This window comes from Bacillus sp. FSL M7-1345 (genome assembly GCF_038006985.1).
Classification (GTDB): Bacteria; Bacillota; Bacilli; order Bacillales; family Bacillaceae_G; genus Bacillus_A; species Bacillus_A cereus_U.
The window spans coordinates 3,849,533-3,867,996 of record NZ_JBBOWG010000001.1 but is presented as its reverse complement, the minus strand read 5'-3'; the positions used below and the strand labels follow the sequence as shown (position 1 = coordinate 3,867,996).

Below are 18,464 nucleotides of genomic sequence, written 5' to 3'. Positions count from 1 at the left end.
TGTCCCTTTCACATTACATAGCTGTTGGTAGAGGGGGTTTGTATGAGTAAGAAGCAGAAAAAGAACCAAACAAAGACAAAAACCCACGTTCCCTTTCGGTTAAACGTGTTGTTTTTTTGCGTGTTTTTAATGTTCTCCGCAGTTATTGTAAGGCTTGGATACGTACAAATTGTTCGTGGCGAGGAATATAAAAATGAAGTTGAGAAAAAAGAAAATTCAACGATAAGTAATCCTGTACCACGCGGGAAAATATTTGATCGTAATGGAGAAGCGGTCGTAGATAATGAGCCTATTCGTACAATTACATTTACAAAAATGAAGGGATCAACTGCAGCAGATCGCTTAGAAACGGCGAAAAAGTTAGCAGATTTAATTGAAGTCCCAACAGATAAGTTAACAGATCGCGATAAAAAAGATTATTGGCTTGCTTTACATAAAGAAGAAGCAGAAACAAAAATCACAAAAAAAGATCGTGAAGAGCTTAAAACAAATAAAATTGACGATAAAGAACTGGATGAACGTCAACGAAATCGTGTAACAGAAGAAGAGATTAATCAACTGTCAGCAAAAGATTTAGAAATATTGGCGATCAAAAGTAAGATGGAAAGCGGATATGCAATGACGCCGCAAATCGTTAAAAAAAATGCAACACCGGAAGAATACGCGATTATTAGTGAAAATTTAGCGAAATTACCAGGTGTAGATACAAATGTTGACTGGGAGCGAAAATATAAGTATGACGATATGTTCCGAAGTGTACTTGGTAGTGTAACTTCTTCTGATGAAGGGCTACCGAGAGAAAGATTAGATTACTATCTTGTTCGTGATTATAATCGTAATGATCGCGTAGGAAAAAGTTACCTTGAGCAACAATATGAAGATAGTTTACACGGTACAAAATCTGAAGTTAGAAATGTTACAGATAAAGATGGTAATATTTTAGAAACTATTAATGTGTCACAAGGACAACGAGGTAACGATCTGAATTTAACAATCGATATGGCATTACAAAAGCGTGTAGAAGAGATTCTTGAGAAAAACTTAATGAGATTTAAAGGGAGCGAACCTCTTTTAGACCGTGCATTCGTTGTAATGATGAACCCGAAAAATGGTGAAGTTTTATCTATGGCGGGGAAACAACTAGTGAATGAAGGCGGCGAAACGAAAGTAAAAGATTTCGCATTAGGAACGATGACGAGTTCTTATCCGATGGGTTCAACTGTAAAAGGTGCGACAGTACTTACGGGATATCAAACTGGTGCAATTCAACCTGGATCTGTACAGTTAGATGAACCAATTAAATTAAAAGGGACACCTACGAAGTCATCTTGGAAAACGATGGGGTATATTAATGACCTTACAGCGTTAAAAATGTCTTCTAACGTTTATATGTTTAAAACAGCGATGAATATTGCAGGGGTTCCATACGTACGAGGCGGTACGTTAGATATCCCGCAAAAAGCATTTGATACTATGCGTTACTATTTTGGGCAGTTTGGGCTTGGTGTAAAAACAGGAATTGATTTGCCAAATGAAACTGCTGGTCAAATAGGTAAAGGGAATCAACCAGGTTTCTTATTAGATTTATCAATCGGACAGTATGATACGTATACACCGCTTCAATTAGCGCAATATATTTCGACGATTGCAAATGGTGGATATCGTATGCAACCCCAAGTTGTAAAAGAAATTCGTCAGCCATCGGCGAAGCCAGAGGAAGTTGGAAAAGTTGTTCAATCCATGGAACCGAAAGTATTAAATCGTGTTGATATGCCTGAATCACAAATTAAACGTGTTCAAGAAGGATTTAGACAAGTGTTTAATGATTCAGGTGGTACAGCTACAAAATACTTTGCAGGTGCACCATATAAAGCCGCTGGGAAAACAGGTACAGCTCAAACTGTATATGGCGGAGATAAAGAGATTGGTAGAAATGAAAAAGGTGAGCGTAAAGAAACATATAACTTAACATTAGTAGGTTATGCGCCACTTGAAGATCCAGAAGTAGCATTTTCTGTTGTTGTGCCATGGGTACATGATGATAAAACAGGGATTAATGGATATATTGGTCGTGAAATAATGGACGCTTACTTTGATTTGAAAAAACAAGCATTAACTGGTGAAGCTCCAAAAGATGAAAAAGAGAAAAAAAGTAATGCACAAGATGATGAATAAAAAAGTTGTAAAAAAAGCACACTATCTAAAAAGATAGTGTGCTTTTTTTTATGCTTTATGCATATGGTTTAGTAAATGTGGACAAGCGTAAAATGTTGAAGAAAACATGTAGTTTCAAAAACGATGAACATAACAAGATGAGTGCATACGCTCTAAGTTTGTCTTGTGTGATAGGTGATAGCAGTTTTATGGATGATTAGAAAATTTCCTGCATCTAAAGTACAAAAGTGAAAATAAAGTTTGTGTATACAGTTGTTTTTGTGGAACTTTACAAAACTTTTACAAACAATTAAAACCGAATTAATAGTTTAGCAGTATTCTTATATCTGTAATCCTGTTATTTCCGGTTACTTCTAGGAGGAAGAACACGTGAAATGGATGAGCGCATCGATTAAAGTTTTGACATTATCGACATGTTTCCTTTGTTTTAATATGTCTACTGCATTCGCTACAAATGAAATGGGAGAAGTGAGAGTTGATGGATCCTCAACGGTTTTTCCTATTATAGAGGCAGTAGCAGAGGAATATACAAAGGCCCATCCAAACGTGAAAATTTCTATTAGTATTTCTGGGACAGGAGGAGGATTTAATCGTTTCAGTAAAGGAGAAGTAGATATAAACAATGCTTCGAGATTGATGAAACCGGTAGAAGAAAATGCAATGCAGAAAAACTCCATTCAATTTACACCATTTGAGGTTGCTTATGATGGTCTAACGATTGTTGTGAATCGTCAAAATACGTGGGTAAACGATATGACGATAGACGAGTTACGTCTATTATGGAGTGAAAATGGAAGATTGAAACGGTGGTCACAAATTCATTCATCATGGCCACGTGAACAAGTTAAATTTTATGCGCCAGGCGTAGACTCTGGTACTTATGATTATTTCCAAAATGTTGTCTTACAAAATAATCGCCTTGTAAAAACGGTTTCTTTGTCTGAAGACGATCAAGTTATTATGCAAGGGGTAATGAATGATAAAAATGCCATTGCTTTTGTAGGATATGCTTATTATATGGCCAATCGAGATAAGGTAAAAGCAATACAGGTGGATGGTGTATTTCCAACGAAAGAGACCATTCAATCGGGTACGTATAAGCCATTATCTAGGCCGCTATTTACGTATGTGAATCATGCATCTATCAGAAATAAAATTAATGTAGCAAATTATGTTGAGTTTATGATTAAGCATGTTGGAAGCCTTGCTGAAGAGGTCGGATATGTAAAATTACCAAAAGAAAAATATAATGAACAGCTGCGAATGTTAACAGAAATAAAAAGGTAATGTCAGGGTGGAAAGGGGTTTTCATCTTTGGCTCATAATGACAAAAGTCAAATTACATTTTCTGTACAACATTTGATTGAGAGAAATACAAATAGAAGAAAAAAAACGCAGCGAATCAATCGAATTGTTCCATTAATACTAAAAGTCATTGCTAGCGTGTCCATTGTAACGACACTTGGAATTATTATTACGTTTGCAAATGAAACAATCATGTTTTTTCAAAAGATATCATTGTATTCTTTTTTGACAGAGAAAGAATGGTTACCTTTTTTTGAAGATCCGAAATTCGGTATATTACCACTTATATGTGGAACAATCCTTGTAACAGCAATTGCCATGTTCGTAGCAATTCCTATTGGTTTAGGTTGTGCCGTGTTTTTAAGCGAATACGCTTCGAATGGCGCTCGGAAAATATTAAAACCGTTGTTAGAGCTACTAGCAGGCATCCCGACAATTGTATATGGTTTTTTCGCGTTAACAGTTGTCACACCACTTTTACAACGCGTTATACCAGATTTGCAGTTTTTTAATGCTATTAGTCCGGGTATTGTTATAGGGTTCATGATGATCCCGACGATTGCGTCTCTATCTGAAGATGCGATGAGAGCTGTAGAAAAAGGAATTAAAGAAGCCTCATTAGCGCTAGGAGCGACTCGTTTTGAGATGGTAAAACAAGTGGTGTTTCCATCGGCTTTTACGGGCATAATGGCAGCGATTATATTAGCAGCTTCTCGAGCAATTGGTGAAACGATGATTGTTGTTATTGCAGCTGGATCAACACCTAATGTATCGATAGATCCGACTCATTCTATTCAAACACTAACAGCCTATATTGTACAAGTGAGTTTAGGAGATGCTCCGCACGGAACGATTACTTATTACAGCATGTATGCTGTAGGTGCAACGTTATTTATGTTTACTTTTATTATGAATATCATTTCGCAATATATTATGCGCCGTTTTAGGAGGGTGACATAATATGCGAATGTTAAACCATAAAAAAATACAAGAAAATATGGCATCACGTTTTTTAAAGGATCGGATTTACAAGTGTTTGTTTTATATAGCAATTTTGTTTTCAGTAGTAATACTTTTTATATTGCTTTTTCAAATTTTTGAAAAAGGTATAAGTTATCTTTCAATAGATTTCTTTACAAACTTCGCCTCGCGTAATCCGAGAGAAGCTGGGATTGTCGCTGCTTTGTCAGGAACAATACTATTTATGAGCATTGTTATACCGGTCTCTTTTATATTTGGAGTCGGAACAGCTCTTTATTTAGAGCATTATGCGAAGGAGTCCGTTTTTAAAAAGTTAATTGAATTAAATAATCAAACATTAGCAGGGGTACCTTCCGTTGTGTTTGGTTTACTCGGGTTAACTATTTTCGTATACGCTCTCCATTTAGGAGAGAGCATAATTGCAGCGGCACTGACGATGAGTTTACTCGTCTTACCAACTGTTGTTGTAGCTAGTCAAGAAGCGATTCGAACTGTGCCGAGCTCATTACTAGAGGCTTCTTACGGATTAGGTGCTACGAAGTGGCAAACGATGTATCAAATTGTATTGCCAGTAGCTTTACCAGGAATTGTAACGGGATGTACGTTAGCGGTATCGAGAGCAATTGGTGAGGCAGCACCATTATTAGTCATTGGGGCCCTTGCCTTTGCAAATTATGTTCCGTTCAGTATGTTTGATAGATTTACGGTTTTACCAATTCAAATTTTTAATTGGATGAGTAGACCACAAGAAGAATTTCAGTATGTAGCAGCAGCCGGGATGATTGTTTTGTTAGGATTGTTGCTCTTTATAAATATATTTGTCTTATGGTTACGAAATCGAAAATAAGTTGGAAGTGGATGAAAGGGGAATTCAAATGGTAGCAACAGTAGTAAATGTACAGGTGAAAAACGAGAAAAAGATTGAGACAGCACCAAAAAAAGTGGTATTTGATACGAAAAATTTAAATTTATGGTACGGAGAAGACCACGCTTTAAAAGATATCAACTTAAGTATTCATGAGAATGAAGTAACAGCGATTATCGGTCCAAGTGGTTGTGGTAAATCAACGTACTTAAAAACACTAAATCGTATGGTAGAGTTAGTGCCTATCGTTCGAACTACGGGCGTTATCGAATATAGAGAACGAAACATATTCGAAAAGTCATATCCGGTTGAAGAATTGCGTACGCATGTGGGAATGGTGTTCCAAAAGCCAAATCCATTCCCAAAATCTATTTATGAAAATGTAGCATATGGCCCGAAAATCCATGGTGTTCGTGACAAAAAAACACTTGATGAAATCGTTGAGAAAAGCTTACGCGGAGCAGCTATTTGGGATGAGTTAAAAGATCGTTTGCACGATAATGCATACGGTTTATCTGGTGGACAGCAACAGCGCCTATGTATTGCACGCTGCTTAGCGATTGAGCCAGACGTAATTTTAATGGATGAGCCAACGTCGGCGCTAGATCCAATTTCAACATCAAAAGTAGAAGAGCTAATTCAGGAATTAAAGAAAGATTTTAGTATTGTTATCGTGACGCACAATATGCAACAAGCAGCACGTATTTCAGATAAAACCGCTTTCTTCTTAAGTGGAGAAGTTGTGGAATATACAGATACGAACAAGTTATTTACAACACCTACAGATAAGCGTACAGAAGACTACATTACAGGACGATTTGGTTGATATTGCTGTAAGGCTAAGAGTAAATGCTCTCTTAACAGAGGGCATTTCTCACTTTCACCTCATTCTAATAGGGGAGTAATATTTCTCTTTTCTCAAGGCTTAATAAACATACAAGAGGCTGGGTAGGGGATTTATATAAAATGGCACATAATATTGAGGGGGAAGAAACGATGGTAAGAGAACAGTTTCAATATGATTTAAAAACGTTACAGCAAAAGGTGATCGAGCTTGGTGAGTTAGCAAGGGAAGCTTTATTGATTGCTATGGAAGGTCTTCACAACAGGGATATAGAGAAAGCGTTAGAAGTCATTGATGGGGATTATCGCATGGATAATTTAGAAGAGGAAATAAATGACCTTGCGCTTATGCTTATTACAAAGCAGCAGCCTGTAGCAAGTGATTTAAGAAGGATTTTCATTTCAATTAAAACAGCGACAGATTTAGAACGTATTGCAGACCATGCTGTTAATATTGCGAAATCAACAATTCGTCTTGGTGAAAAAGAAGTGGTCGTTAGCTTGCGTAATCTTGAGGAAATGTTTGAGATTGCTCATAAGATGTTAAATTTAGCATTAGAAGCATATGAGCAAGAAAATTTAACTTTTGCTAAACAAATTGCTGAAATGGATGATTCAGTTGATGAAATTTATGGGAAGGCGATTCGTGAATTTATTTCCTCTGTCCCTGGACAACCAGAAGCGATTACACAAATTACACAACTATCCTTTGTTGCAAGATATATTGAGCGTGTAGCAGACCATGTTACAAATATTGCTGAGAATGTATTTTATTTAGTAAAAGGAAAGCATTATTTATTGAATGAGTAGGGGGAAAAGTAGGTGATGAGAAATCACCTGCTTTTTTTAGTCAAAACATGACAAAAAAAGCTCGTTGTTTCCTTTAGTCTATGATGATAAGATGTATCATAATTAATGGAAAAATAAGTACATATGTGTTAATTACGTCTTATTAATTATTTTACTAAGTTAATGGTAAGCGCTTTCTTTTTTTATCGGGAGTTAAAAGGTACATTTATTCATAAAGTGAGGCTTTAATTAGTGGGGCTGTCTCTCACTGATTGTTAGATCATACCAAAACGGACTTTTCCTGCAGTTAATGTGGGATAAATGATATACGGAGTTCTTGAACATTATATAAGTGGAGGCTGAAGTATATGAAGGGGGTTATTTTAGCTGGAGGAAAAGGGAGACGTCTTAGACCATTAACATGTAATACTCCAAAACCGATGTTACCATTGTTAGAAAAACCAGTTCTTGAATATAATATTGAATTATTACGTCAGCATGGTATTCGTGAAATTGCGATTACAGTTCAATATATGAGTACTGCCATTAAGCAATACTTTGGTGATGGTAGTAAGTGGGGAGTTAACTTGTATTATTTTGAAGATTCTCCTCCGCTTGGAACAGCAGGGAGCATTAAGCAAGCGGAAAGTTTTTTAGATGAAACATTTGTTGTTATTAGTGGGGATGCATTAACTGACTTTCAATTATCAGAAGGAATTGCATTTCATGAACAGAAGAAGAGAATGGTAACGATGTTTGCGAAAGAAGTAGAAAACCCACTCTCATTTGGGTTAGTTGTAATGAATAAAGAACAAGAAATTATACGATATATAGAAAAACCGAGCTGGAATGAGGTAGTTTCTAATATTGTGAATACAGGTATTTATATAATGGAGCCAGAAATCTTTTCTTACATACCATCCATGGAATTTTCGGATTTCAGTCATGATGTGTTTCCGTTATTGGCGAATAAAAATGCTTTATTTGCATATTTATCAGAAGACTATTGGCTAGATATTGGTACATTTGATCAATATCGGCAAGCTCAATTCGATTTGTTGACGAAAAAATTGAAGGTGCCTATTCCATATACAGAAGTATTACCAATGGTGTGGATGGGAGAAGGTGTAACGATAGGAAAAGGAACGAAAATTCATGGTCCTTCTTTTATTGGAGAAGGAGCAATGATTGGTGCGGGGGCTGTAATTGAACCGTACTCTATTATCGGGAAAAATAGTATCGTTTCAAGTTATTCTCATCTTCAAAAAAGTATCATTTTTGCAAACGCTCATATAGGAAAAAATTGTGAGTTGCTAGAAACAACAATAGGAGATCATACAATGGTCGAAGATGATGTTACACTTTTTCAAAAAAGTATTGTAGCGGACCATTGTCATATAGGGAAAAGTACAGTAATTAAGCAAAAAGGAAAAATATGGCCATATAAGGAGATAGATAGTCATTCGATAGTAGGTTCTGCCGGTGTTAAAGAGAGTGAAAAGAGTGCAGGGTGGTTACAAAAAAGCCGGATTGTAGGAAGGGGTAATGTTGAAATTACTCCTCAATTTATTGTGAAAGTTGCAATGGCTTATGGATCTCTTTTTGCCAAAGGAGAGAGTATATTGATTGGAAGTCAGGAAAATATAGAAACAACTTCCTTTAAAAATTTATTCCTCCATGCCATTCATGGCAGCGGGATTCATACGATGGAATGTAAAGAAATGAATGAGTCGCTTTTTCAGTATGCCATTCATAATTTGCAATGTGCAGGTGGAGTTTTCGTTCAAGTGGAAAGCGAAAGAGGGATTGTTATACAATTGTATGGTAAGGAGGGATCATTTTTAACGTATAAGCAGCAAAAAGCGATAGAACAAGTATATATGTCTGAGTCGTTTTATTACGCTTGTGAGAAAGAAATGGGACGAAATAAGCTAGTTCACGTTTCTGTAAATAATTATGTAGAAGCTGTGTTAGAGCGTATTGATATTGAAACGATACAAAAACAGAAGTTTCATCTCCTTATTAATAAGAGAAATGATATGTTACAACATTTACTTATGCTCTTTCTACAAAGGCTTGGATGCACAGTTACATGGATTTATGCGAGTGAACAAAAAGATCATGTGAAAGCTCTGATGAAATCGAGTAAAGCAAATATGGCTCTTATGTTTTCTGAACATGGAAATCGCTTCGAATTATATGACACTCACAGCAATATTTACCAAGGAACTGATTTTGAAGAAGTAGATATTCCGGATTTATTACTCGAATCAGCAGATAATGTTTACCCGATGTCTTTGAAATTAGGGGAATGTTACCTCCTCTTTTATATGCATAATGAAAAAAACTCTTTTCAAATAAGATGGAAGCGAGATATTTTATATCGAATTGGAAAATTATTTGAATTAATAGCGTTGCAAGGAAAAACATTACTTAGCATAGCAGAGCAATCACCGCCACTGTATCTACTGTATGATGAAGTTGTATGTTCATGGAAGGAAAAAGGGAAAGTAATGAGGAAATTATTGGCCGATATGGAAATAAAAGAAGAAGGTATATTTGAAGGGATACAGTTCAAATATACAGAAAAAGAGTGGTCTTATATCGTTTCTGATACAAAACAACCAAAATTTTTGGTGTATTCACATGCTAGAAACCCAGTGATAGCAAGGGAAAACATGAAAAATCTTATAGAAAAAATTAGACAATATCAAAAGGTGTAGAATTTTTATTTTAAAAGTGGTATTATAGTATAGTCTGATTTAAGTTATTAGTGACTGGAGGGAAATAAGAATGCGTGTGAATATTACTCTAGCATGTACAGAATGCGGAGATCGTAACTATATCTCAAAGAAAAATAAACGTAACAACGCTGAGCGTATCGAGCTTAAAAAGTATTGCAAGCGTGACAAGAAGTCTACGTTACACCGTGAAACAAAGTAAGCAGTAGGAATATTTTCCTACTGTTTCTTTTTTTTTATGCGATTTCTACATAAAAGTGATACACTATCCTCGTAGAGTAAAGTGTCACTGTAAGGGGGAAAAGTGTGTGAAAGAAGAGAAAATACGGTTACGCAAACAAATAATAGAACACATGAATTCTTTATCTGAAGAACAGTATACAACTTTATCGGAACAAATTGCCGTTTCGGTGTATGGACAAAAAGAGTGGGTTGAAGCTAAAACAATTGGAATCACTCTCTCGATGGAGCAAGAAGTGAATACATATCCTATTATCGAAAAAGCTTGGGAAGAAGGAAAGAAAATTGTTGTTCCGAAGTGTAATAAAGGGGCAAGAACGATGTCTTTCCGACGAATTAGTGATTTTAACCAATTAGAAACAGTATATATGAATTTACGTGAACCGATTCCAGCGCTTACGGAAGAAGTAAATGCGTGTGAAATTGATCTTCTTATCGTGCCAGGAGTAGCTTATACACAGCGAGGAGAACGGATTGGATATGGCGGTGGCTACTATGATCGTTATCTCGTGCACTATAAAGGGAAAACGCTATCATTAGCTTATGATTTTCAAATTGTAAAACATATTCCGGTAGAGCCATTTGATAAAAATGTAGAGAAAATTATTACAGAAAAAGGAACAATGGTTATAAATGGGCTTGTATAGACAAATAAAAATTGACGAGACTTTTTCTTCTTGATTATAATAAAATATGTGAACGTTTTCTTATTATAATTTTTTTATAGTAAGTGAGCATAGAGGGTGATAAAATGATATCCATTTATGATATTCAGCAATTGTTAAAGAAATTTGGCACGATTATTTATACGGGTGATCGAATTGCTGATTTACAATTAATGCAAGATGAATTGCGTGAATTAAATCAATCACAGCTAATCGATCCACAAGACTATCAAACAGCTTTATTTTTATTGAAGCAAGAAATTCAAAAAGAGATAAATAAGAATTAGATAAAGGTAGGTACGTAACATGGAAGAGAAATGGTTAGTTGGTGTTGACCTTGGTGGTACAACGATTAAATTAGCATTTATTAATGTGTACGGTGAAATTTTACATAAGTGGGAAATCCCTACGAATACAAATGAACAAGGAAAACATATTACACTTGATGTAGCGAAAGCTATTGATAAAAAGTTAGAAGAATTAGGTGAATTAAAAAGCAAGTTAATTGGTATTGGTATGGGAGCTCCTGGTCCTGTACATGTGGCATCTGGAATGATTTATGAAGCGGTTAATTTAGGATGGAAAAACTATCCGTTAAAAGACTTGCTAGAAGTAGAAACAGGATTACCTGTTGTGATTGATAATGATGCAAACTTAGCGGCGCTTGGTGAAATGTGGAAAGGTGCTGGCGAAGGAGCAAAAGATTTAATTTGTATGACACTTGGCACTGGTGTTGGTGGTGGTGTTATCGCCAATGGTGAGATTGTACATGGTATAAGCGGTGCTGCTGGTGAGATTGGACATATTACAGTTGTTACAGAGAACGCTTTTCCATGTAATTGCGGGAAGTCGGGTTGCTTAGAAACAGTAGCCTCTGCAACAGGTATTGTGCGTGTTGCTATGCAAAAAATACAAGAGACAGATAAAGAAAGTGTTTTACGTTCTATGTTAGCAGAAGAAGGGCTTATTACATCAAAAGATGTGTTTGAAGCGCTTGGACAAGGTGACGAACTAGCAGGTGAAGTAGTGGAAAAAGTAGCTTCTTATTTAGGATTAGCTGTAGCGAACCTTGCTAGTACGTTGAACCCAGAGAAAATCGTAATTGGTGGTGGCGTATCTAAAGCTGGAGATGCACTATTAGAGCCAATTCAACGTTATTTCGAGCAATATGCTTTCTCTCGTGCTGTAAAGAGCACAAAGTTAGCAATTGCAATACTTGGTAATGATGCAGGTGTAATTGGAGGAGCGTGGCTTGTAAAAAAGCACAAATACGAGGCGAAGATGATATAAGTTGTGAATAATGAGAAGAGGAAGGGGTCCCCTTCCTCTTTTTATGCAAGATCTTGTTGAAGAATAAAAATGTAAATGGATTAAGCTGCTGGTGGGTACCCATTATATAGAACAGTCATGATTGTAAACCATCCGAAAACAAGTACGGTTGCAATAGCGAAGCCGCCCGCGAATAAGTTTTTTTCGCGAAGTGTTCTAAGCGTAGCAAATACAGCTAACAGAGTGACTAGCGTAAAAATAATAACAAGGCCCATACAATATCCTCCTCTGTCTACTCATTCCTCAGGATGAGTTTTTAGAATATTTACTCTTTTATATTGTACATGTTTTAAAAATGATTGTCGAGATAACACCCCTTCTTTTCCTAAGAGAAAGAAATGTTGTATCATTAAAAGTAAATTAAATAACTGGAGGAGATTTTCATATGAAATGGATACAAATGCCGTTAGGCCCATTACAAACAAATGCTTATATTTTAACGAATGATCAAAATGAGTGTATTATCTTTGATCCTGGCCATGAAGGAGAGAAACTTGTTACATATTTACAAGAAGCACAGTTAAAACCACTTGCGGTTTTATTAACACATGCTCATTTCGATCATATCGGTGCTGTTGATGCGGTGAGAGACGCTTTTCATATTCCTGTATACGTACATAAAGAAGAAGCGGATTGGTTAGGTGATGCAACTGTGAATGGCTCACAAATTTTTATGATGAACCGCAGTATTACAGCAAAACCAGCAGATCATATTATTGACGAAGAGGGTACATTAACGATTGATTCTTTTAGTTTTGAAATTTTTGAGACACCAGGACATTCTCCAGGAAGTATTTCTTATTATAGTAAAGAAGCGAATGCTGTATTTTCTGGAGATGTATTGTTCCAAATGAGTATTGGAAGAACGGATTTACCTGGTGGAAGTTTTGCTGAATTAATTGGAAGTATTGAAGAGAAATTATTTGTATTACCAGATGAAACAGCGGTGCTATGTGGACACGGTCCAGAAACAAGCATTGGTTTTGAAAAAGAAAATAATCCATTTTTACAATAAGGAGTCATTATGGGGATGGAGCTCATTTTAAGAGAATGGATGGGAAAAGAAAAGGATCATTCGATTTCATATAGTACGTATATGAACCTCGTATTATATGCAGAGGAACATGGGTATTATATGAGAGAACGTGAAAAAATTGGCAGACAGGGAGATTTTTTTACGAGTAGCAATGTATCTTCTGTATTTGCGAAGACTTTTGCTAAGTTTTTTATTCGGCTTGTTGAAAAGGGAGAAGTTTCTCCAAATATTTGTGAGATTGGTGGGGGAACAGGAAAGTTTGCCTATGATATTTTACAAGAATGGAAACAATTATCTCCGGAAACCTTTATCAATTTAAACTATTCAATTATTGAAGTGAGCCCTTTTCATAGAAGGCTACAACAGGAGAGGCTTTGCTTATTTGATAATGTGTCGTATTATACATCTTATATTGAAATGGGAGAGTCTTTCGAAGGAATTATTTTTTCGAATGAATTATTTGATGCGTTTCCTGTTGATATAGTTGAGAAAAGAAATGGAATTTTGTATGAAGTACGTATCACGTATACAGATGAGGGCAACCTTACAGAAGTATTTAGACCGATAGAGAAAAGAGTCGGTCGTTACTTATTGAAATATAACATTCATATTGCTGAGGGACAGCGCTTTGAAGTGCCTATTGCAATGGAAGAGTATATAGAAGAGATTGCGAAATGGTTTCAGAAAGGTATATGTATTACAGTTGATTATGGATATACAAAAGAAGAATGGATGCATCCTGCACATCATGAAGGAAGTTTAAGAGGATATTATAAGCATAAGCTAATTCGTAATCCGCTTGCATATCCAGGAGAAATGGACCTTACTACGCACGTTCATTGGGATGAGTTGAAGATGAATTTTGAGCTACAAGGAATTAATACGATATGGCATAGGAAGCAATCAGAGTTTTTGTTAGCAGCAGGAATATTAGATCAGCTTGCTAGCCATCAAGATACCAACCCTTTTTCTGAAACTCAAAAACGAAATCGAGCAGTTCGTTCTATGATTTTGAACGGAAGCTTAGGAAGTGCCTTTGATGTTGTTATGCACACGAAAGATATGAAGAATTTACTTTTGAATCAATATTTAACAATATGAAAAAACAAGACACAGTATATTTCTGTGTCTTGTTTTTTAATACGACTTATGTAGTATTATATATTTCCTCTCATGATATATATTTATATTAAAGATATGAGATGAAAAATATAGAATACGTTCTTTTTCTCTGCCTATAGGTCCCTAACCTAATAATACGCGAACGAGTTGAATAATTGTTTCGTTTTCTACTTTGTAGTAAATTTCCAATCCTTTTCTTTCACTAGAAACGATTTTAGCACTTTTTAACTTTGCTAAATGCTGTGAAATTGTAGATTGTGGCATGTTTAAGCCTGTGTACATTGTAGAAACGTTGCTTGGGCCACGTTCAATTAATCCCTTTACAATACATAAGCGAACAGGATGAGCAAGCACTTTCAATAATTCTGCATTGCTTTCATAAAGTTCTATTTCTTTTTGAAAGGTTTCTAACATGTTCTTTTCCACCTCCGTGTGAGCTGTTATACCATACTATACATACCAAAAAATTAAAGAAAAGAAAACAGTTGTTGCAGAAAAAAAGTCCTAAAGTAAAGAAATTGTAAGAAAAGAGACCCTGATGTAAATAAAATAGATAAATTTGCACAGTTTTGTAAAATGACATTTTTGGGTGAAAATTTTGATGCGTTTCAAAAATTGAAAGATATAGATATATTCGTAACACAATTTTATCATGATTTTCTTATTCTTTCAAATGAATATACGAAATTTTTAAAATAATATGACAAAGGAATTATAATATTATATACAGAATATATAACAGGTTAAAAGAAAAGAAGCTGATTATGATCAGCTTCTTTATGATGATAATGAAATGTTTGGATGTAACTGATAAATCTTAGAATAATCAAGTCATTAGTCATTTATTCTAGAGTTCATCTTTTATCAACTTTAAAAATCTGTGGTTCCATATATTTCTATAAAAATCAATCGTCTCTTGTGCAGACATAAATGAATTATTCAAAGTAGAGGTTGCTTTCTGTACCATGAAGTTTTCGTATCCCAATCCATGAGAAAATTTAATCGTAGCATCCATACAGTACTCTGTTTGGGCACCACAAAATTCAATACGATGTACAGATAATTGATCTAAAATTTCTTTTAAGTTTGTTTTATAAAATGAATTTGCATGTGTTTTTCGTACAAAAAAATTTTGTTCTTGAACATCTAGATCGGTATGAATAGCCCAAAGTTCTTTTTCGGGTACTAAATCATCATCACAATGTTGAACAAAAATGATTGGTTTATTTGATTTTCTGTATGAAGAAATTCTTTTATTTACTTTTGTAAGCAAGTTTTGTAAATCAAATAAATGCTCTCCGCTATAACATACCCCATTTTGTAAATCGATAACGATTAAAATATCTGCACAAGTATCCATTATTTTTACCCCTTTTTTATTTCTTAATATATCAATTAATCCATTACTTGGAAATAGATGATATATTTTTATTTTTTAATGAACGATACAAAAAGAAAAAACATTAAAATGAATATGCTAGACAGCATAAAAAGAAGATATGAAAACTTAATTTCATATCTTCTTTTCTCTCTATGCATTTACAGGTTCTTCTACATAAGAAAGAGCATTTTCGAAATCGGATATTAAATCGTTAACATTTTCAAGACCAACCGATAAACGGAGTAATGAATTGGAAATACCTCTTTCATCACGTGCTTCCTGTGATAAGGCTGCATGTGACATTTTTGCTGGATATGAAAGAATAGATTCAACAGCTCCTAGACTAACCGCAAAAACAGGCAGTTTAACTTTTGATAAGAATTGGCGCAGTGCATCTTCGGATTGTAAGGTGAAAGATAAAACAGCTCCAGCCGATGTTGCTTGATTTTGTTGAATACTATAACCAAGATGTGATTGTAATCCAGGGTAATAGACATTTTGAACTTTAGAGTGCTCTTGTAAAAAATGTGCGATTTTGTTGGCACCTGCAGCTGAATGTTCGAGACGTACATGCAATGTTTTAATGCCGCGAAGCACGAGAGAACAATCTTGAGGTCCTAAAATAGCACCAAAAGCGTTTTGTAGAAAGCCGAGCTTTTGAGCAAGCTCTTCATCTTTTACGACAGCTAATCCGGCGGTGACATCACTATGACCAGCAATAAATTTTGTTGCACTATGAAGAACAACATCGGCGCCAAGATCAAGTGGCTTTTGAAATAGTGGTGTCAAAAATGTATTATCAACAAAAGTAAGAGCATCAATAGATTTTGCAAGATTAGAAACAGCACGAATATCTGTCACTTTTAAAAGTGGGTTAGAAGGTGTTTCTACATAAAAGAGCTTCGTATTTGGTTTAATGTTTTCTTTTACTTCTTCCACATTGGTCATATCAACAAATGTATGTGAAACACCATAACGGGAGAGAACTTCAGTAACAATTCGATAAGTGCCTCCATATACATCTTCTGAAATAAGAACATGGTCACCTTGTGAAAGAAGGAGAAATGCAGTAGAAATGGCTGCAATGCCTGATGCAAAGGCGAATCCTTTTGTCCCGCCTTCTAATAAAGCAATGATATCTTCAAGAGCTTCACGTGTTGGATTTCCAGATCTACTATAGTCATACTTTCCGAAAGCATCTACATCAAACTGATGAAATGTTGATGTGTTATAGATGGGAACGTTAACAGCTCCTGTGTGTGAGTCATGCTTGTATTGATTATGCAGTAAAAGTGTATCTATGGAATAGCTCATATTTTTACACCTTCTTTTACAAGTTTAATTGCTTGCTTTAAGTCTTGAATTAAATCATTGCTATTTTCGATGCCGACTGAAAAACGGAGAAGACGATTACACACACCGCGTGCTGTTCGAATATCTTCTGGAATATCGGCATGAGTTTGCGTTGCTGGATAAGTCATTAAACTTTCGACGCCGCCAAGACTTTCAGCAAATGTAATTAAGGATAAAGATTGTAAGAAAGGATTAATCCAAGTTTCATCTTGAAGGCGAAATGAAATCATACCACCTCTTCCTGGATAAAATACATCTGTCACACCATCTTCATCATTTAAATAAGCAACAATTGCATGAGCGTTTTCTTCATGCTGTTTCATGCGGAGTGCTAAAGTTTTCATCCCTCGAATTAATAGCCATGAATCAAACGGGCTTAAGACAGCACCAGAGGCATTATGATAATGAGCAAGCTCCTCGCAAAGAGATTTCCCTTTCGCAACGACAAGTCCGCTTAGTACATCGTTATGTCCGCCTAAATATTTAGTTGCGCTATGAAGGACGATGTTTGCACCTTCTGTTAATGGTTGCTGTATATAAGGTGTATAGAACGTGTTATCTACAATAAGAAGTAGTCCGTGCCTTTTCGCTACACTTGCTACACTTACGATATCAGTTACTTGCATTAATGGATTAGTCGGTGTTTCTATGAAAATAGCCTTCGTTTGAGATGTGATTGCTTGCTCAATTTGTTTAATAGATTGTGTATCTACGTATCTACATCGAATATTCCACTTGTCTTCATGTTCGGAAAATAGACGATATGTTCCTCCGTATAAGTCTTCGGATACGATAAGCTCATCTCCGGAACGGAATAGTGAAAGGACAAGGAGAACAGCCGCCATTCCTGAACTACAGGCATACCCTTGCTCACCACTTTCTAAGTCTGCAATTGCCTGTTCTAAAAGACCGCGAGTCGGATTTCCAGTTCTTGAATAGTCAAAGCCAGTAGATTTACCAATTCCTTCGTGACGATAAGCAGTTGAGAAATAAACAGGTGGATTAACAGTTCCTGTTGTAGCTTCGCTACGGTTCCCGATTTGTGCTAGTTTTGTTTCGATTGTTGACATGTGAAAATTCCCCCTTTTTAAAGTGAACGACTAAGTGAAAATAAAAAAAGCCTTCTAAGAAGAAGGCTTTCGGATTGAATAGAGTCTTCTTCTCATCTGTCAAATCTTTCACAATTTGCTGGAATTAGCACCTTATTAACGAATGAATGTTAATGGTTGCTGAGGCGTCATAGGGCCAGTCCCTCTACCTCTCTAGATAAGAATGTTCGTATGAAATTTTTATTATGTTTTTAACTTTACAACAAAAGATAATTGAATTGCAACTTTATTTTAAATAATTTTTATTTTTCCGCAAGTGTCATTGACTTTTATTTTAGTGCATGCTAAATTTATAAAAAATTAACAAACATTGTTAAAAGGGGAACGTATTTCCTTTTAGCTACATAAATAAAATAATAAAGACAAACTCTTATTGAGAGCGGTGGAGGGAAAGGCCCTGTGAAACCCGGCAACCTTCAAACTAAATGTTTGAAACGGTGCTAAAACCTGCAAAACGTGTGTTTTGCATAATAAGAGGAGGAACAATTATGTCCCCCTCTTCAAAGTGAAGAGGGGGTTTTTATATTGAT

At 35.5% G+C, this 18,464-nt stretch carries 18 protein-coding genes and 2 riboswitches; of the genes, 13 read left to right on the top strand and 5 right to left on the bottom strand.

Going from position 1 to position 18,464, the window contains the following annotated elements; all coding sequences use genetic code 11:
• Window positions 1–42 precede the first annotated feature (42 nt).
• The 11 genes from MHB76_RS20205 to glcK all read left to right on the top strand — a co-directional run bounded on the left by MHB76_RS20205 (window position 43) and on the right by glcK (window position 11,894).
• Window positions 43–2,175: a peptidoglycan D,D-transpeptidase FtsI family protein gene (locus MHB76_RS20205; protein WP_078172804.1), complete on the top strand. Its 2,133-nt coding sequence runs from the start codon at window positions 43–45 to the stop codon at window positions 2,173–2,175.
• Between the two features lie 369 nt (window positions 2,176–2,544).
• Complete coding sequence (locus MHB76_RS20200; RefSeq protein WP_078172805.1) at window positions 2,545–3,462, top strand: PstS family phosphate ABC transporter substrate-binding protein; 918 nt, start codon at window positions 2,545–2,547, stop codon at window positions 3,460–3,462.
• A gap of 27 nt (window positions 3,463–3,489) precedes the next feature.
• Entirely contained in the window at window positions 3,490–4,440 is a 951-nt protein-coding gene (gene pstC, locus MHB76_RS20195; protein WP_340987495.1) for a phosphate ABC transporter permease subunit PstC, read from the top strand.
• A gap of 1 nt (window position 4,441) precedes the next feature.
• Window positions 4,442–5,308, top strand: a complete 867-nt coding sequence (gene pstA, locus MHB76_RS20190) for a phosphate ABC transporter permease PstA (RefSeq protein WP_002145719.1) — start codon at window positions 4,442–4,444, stop codon at window positions 5,306–5,308.
• A gap of 28 nt (window positions 5,309–5,336) precedes the next feature.
• Complete coding sequence (pstB, locus tag MHB76_RS20185) at window positions 5,337–6,152, top strand: phosphate ABC transporter ATP-binding protein (protein WP_002111857.1); 816 nt, start codon at window positions 5,337–5,339, stop codon at window positions 6,150–6,152.
• A gap of 170 nt (window positions 6,153–6,322) precedes the next feature.
• Window positions 6,323–6,979, top strand: a complete 657-nt coding sequence (phoU, locus tag MHB76_RS20180) for a phosphate signaling complex protein PhoU (RefSeq protein ID WP_033711012.1) — start codon at window positions 6,323–6,325, stop codon at window positions 6,977–6,979.
• A 347-nt stretch (window positions 6,980–7,326) separates the two neighbouring features.
• A complete protein-coding gene (locus MHB76_RS20175; RefSeq protein ID WP_002160468.1) occupies window positions 7,327–9,681 on the top strand; it encodes a sugar phosphate nucleotidyltransferase in 2,355 nt (784 codons plus the stop codon).
• Window positions 9,682–9,751: 70 nt separating this feature from the next.
• Window positions 9,752–9,901, top strand: a complete 150-nt coding sequence (rpmG, locus tag MHB76_RS20170; RefSeq protein ID WP_001265616.1) for a 50S ribosomal protein L33 — start codon at window positions 9,752–9,754, stop codon at window positions 9,899–9,901.
• 106 nt (window positions 9,902–10,007) lie between these two features.
• Window positions 10,008–10,586, top strand: coding sequence for a 5-formyltetrahydrofolate cyclo-ligase (locus MHB76_RS20165; protein WP_016106166.1), 579 nt, complete (start codon window positions 10,008–10,010; stop codon window positions 10,584–10,586).
• Between the two features lie 104 nt (window positions 10,587–10,690).
• Window positions 10,691–10,891, top strand: a complete 201-nt coding sequence (locus MHB76_RS20160; RefSeq protein ID WP_002173470.1) for a YqgQ family protein — start codon at window positions 10,691–10,693, stop codon at window positions 10,889–10,891.
• 19 nt (window positions 10,892–10,910) lie between these two features.
• The gene (gene glcK / locus MHB76_RS20155) at window positions 10,911–11,894 is read left to right on the top strand and encodes a glucokinase (RefSeq protein WP_002145726.1); all 984 of its coding nucleotides are present in this window, start codon (window positions 10,911–10,913) and stop codon (window positions 11,892–11,894) included.
• Window positions 11,895–11,974: 80 nt separating this feature from the next.
• Here the strand turns inward: glcK and MHB76_RS20150 are convergent, their stop codons facing one another.
• Window positions 11,975–12,148, bottom strand: a complete 174-nt coding sequence (locus tag MHB76_RS20150) for a DUF2759 domain-containing protein (protein WP_002111850.1) — start codon at window positions 12,146–12,148, stop codon at window positions 11,975–11,977.
• A 170-nt stretch (window positions 12,149–12,318) separates the two neighbouring features.
• Between MHB76_RS20150 and MHB76_RS20145 the strand changes: the two genes are divergently transcribed.
• Together MHB76_RS20145 and MHB76_RS20140 are read left to right on the top strand one after the other, a co-directional pair.
• On the top strand, window positions 12,319–12,948 hold the full coding sequence (locus MHB76_RS20145) for an MBL fold metallo-hydrolase (RefSeq protein WP_016106164.1): 630 nt from the start codon (window positions 12,319–12,321) through the stop codon (window positions 12,946–12,948).
• A 9-nt stretch (window positions 12,949–12,957) separates the two neighbouring features.
• Complete coding sequence (locus MHB76_RS20140; RefSeq protein WP_340987489.1) at window positions 12,958–14,070, top strand: class I SAM-dependent methyltransferase; 1,113 nt, start codon at window positions 12,958–12,960, stop codon at window positions 14,068–14,070.
• A gap of 144 nt (window positions 14,071–14,214) precedes the next feature.
• Here MHB76_RS20140 and MHB76_RS20135 read toward each other — a convergent pair whose 3' ends face one another.
• From MHB76_RS20135 to metI, 4 genes are all read right to left on the bottom strand, one after another.
• Complete coding sequence (locus MHB76_RS20135; protein ID WP_000894375.1) at window positions 14,215–14,505, bottom strand: ArsR/SmtB family transcription factor; 291 nt, start codon at window positions 14,503–14,505, stop codon at window positions 14,215–14,217.
• Window positions 14,506–14,938: 433 nt separating this feature from the next.
• Window positions 14,939–15,451: a cysteine hydrolase family protein gene (locus MHB76_RS20130; protein ID WP_340987487.1), complete on the bottom strand. Its 513-nt coding sequence runs from the start codon at window positions 15,449–15,451 to the stop codon at window positions 14,939–14,941.
• Window positions 15,452–15,622: 171 nt separating this feature from the next.
• Window positions 15,623–16,786, bottom strand: a complete 1,164-nt coding sequence (metC, locus tag MHB76_RS20125) for a cystathionine beta-lyase (protein ID WP_002160473.1) — start codon at window positions 16,784–16,786, stop codon at window positions 15,623–15,625.
• Window positions 16,783–17,895: a cystathionine gamma-synthase/O-acetylhomoserine thiolyase gene (metI, locus tag MHB76_RS20120; protein ID WP_002160474.1), complete on the bottom strand. Its 1,113-nt coding sequence runs from the start codon at window positions 17,893–17,895 to the stop codon at window positions 16,783–16,785. Before metI ends, metC begins: the two co-directional genes overlap by 4 nt.
• An 89-nt stretch (window positions 17,896–17,984) precedes the next feature.
• Window positions 17,985–18,098, bottom strand: a riboswitch (SAM riboswitch).
• 203 nt (window positions 18,099–18,301) lie between these two features.
• Window positions 18,302–18,411, top strand: a riboswitch (SAM riboswitch).
• Window positions 18,412–18,464: the final 53 nt, after the last annotated feature.

Coding starts and splice junctions, on each gene's coding strand:
- MHB76_RS20205 (WP_078172804.1), top strand. CDS start 43: ATGAGTAAGAAGCAGAAAAAGAACCAAACAAAGACAAAAACCCACGTT.
- pstA (WP_002145719.1), top strand. CDS start 4,442: ATGCGAATGTTAAACCATAAAAAAATACAAGAAAATATGGCATCACGT.
- pstB (WP_002111857.1), top strand. CDS start 5,337: ATGGTAGCAACAGTAGTAAATGTACAGGTGAAAAACGAGAAAAAGATT.
- phoU (WP_033711012.1), top strand. CDS start 6,323: ATGGTAAGAGAACAGTTTCAATATGATTTAAAAACGTTACAGCAAAAG.
- MHB76_RS20175 (WP_002160468.1), top strand. CDS start 7,327: ATGAAGGGGGTTATTTTAGCTGGAGGAAAAGGGAGACGTCTTAGACCA.
- rpmG (WP_001265616.1), top strand. CDS start 9,752: ATGCGTGTGAATATTACTCTAGCATGTACAGAATGCGGAGATCGTAAC.
- MHB76_RS20160 (WP_002173470.1), top strand. CDS start 10,691: ATGATATCCATTTATGATATTCAGCAATTGTTAAAGAAATTTGGCACG.
- glcK (WP_002145726.1), top strand. CDS start 10,911: ATGGAAGAGAAATGGTTAGTTGGTGTTGACCTTGGTGGTACAACGATT.
- MHB76_RS20150 (WP_002111850.1), bottom strand. CDS start 12,148: ATGGGCCTTGTTATTATTTTTACGCTAGTCACTCTGTTAGCTGTATTT.
- MHB76_RS20145 (WP_016106164.1), top strand. CDS start 12,319: ATGAAATGGATACAAATGCCGTTAGGCCCATTACAAACAAATGCTTAT.
- MHB76_RS20140 (WP_340987489.1), top strand. CDS start 12,958: ATGGGGATGGAGCTCATTTTAAGAGAATGGATGGGAAAAGAAAAGGAT.
- MHB76_RS20135 (WP_000894375.1), bottom strand. CDS start 14,505: ATGTTAGAAACCTTTCAAAAAGAAATAGAACTTTATGAAAGCAATGCA.
- MHB76_RS20130 (WP_340987487.1), bottom strand. CDS start 15,451: ATGGATACTTGTGCAGATATTTTAATCGTTATCGATTTACAAAATGGG.
- metC (WP_002160473.1), bottom strand. CDS start 16,786: ATGAGCTATTCCATAGATACACTTTTACTGCATAATCAATACAAGCAT.
- metI (WP_002160474.1), bottom strand. CDS start 17,895: ATGTCAACAATCGAAACAAAACTAGCACAAATCGGGAACCGTAGCGAA.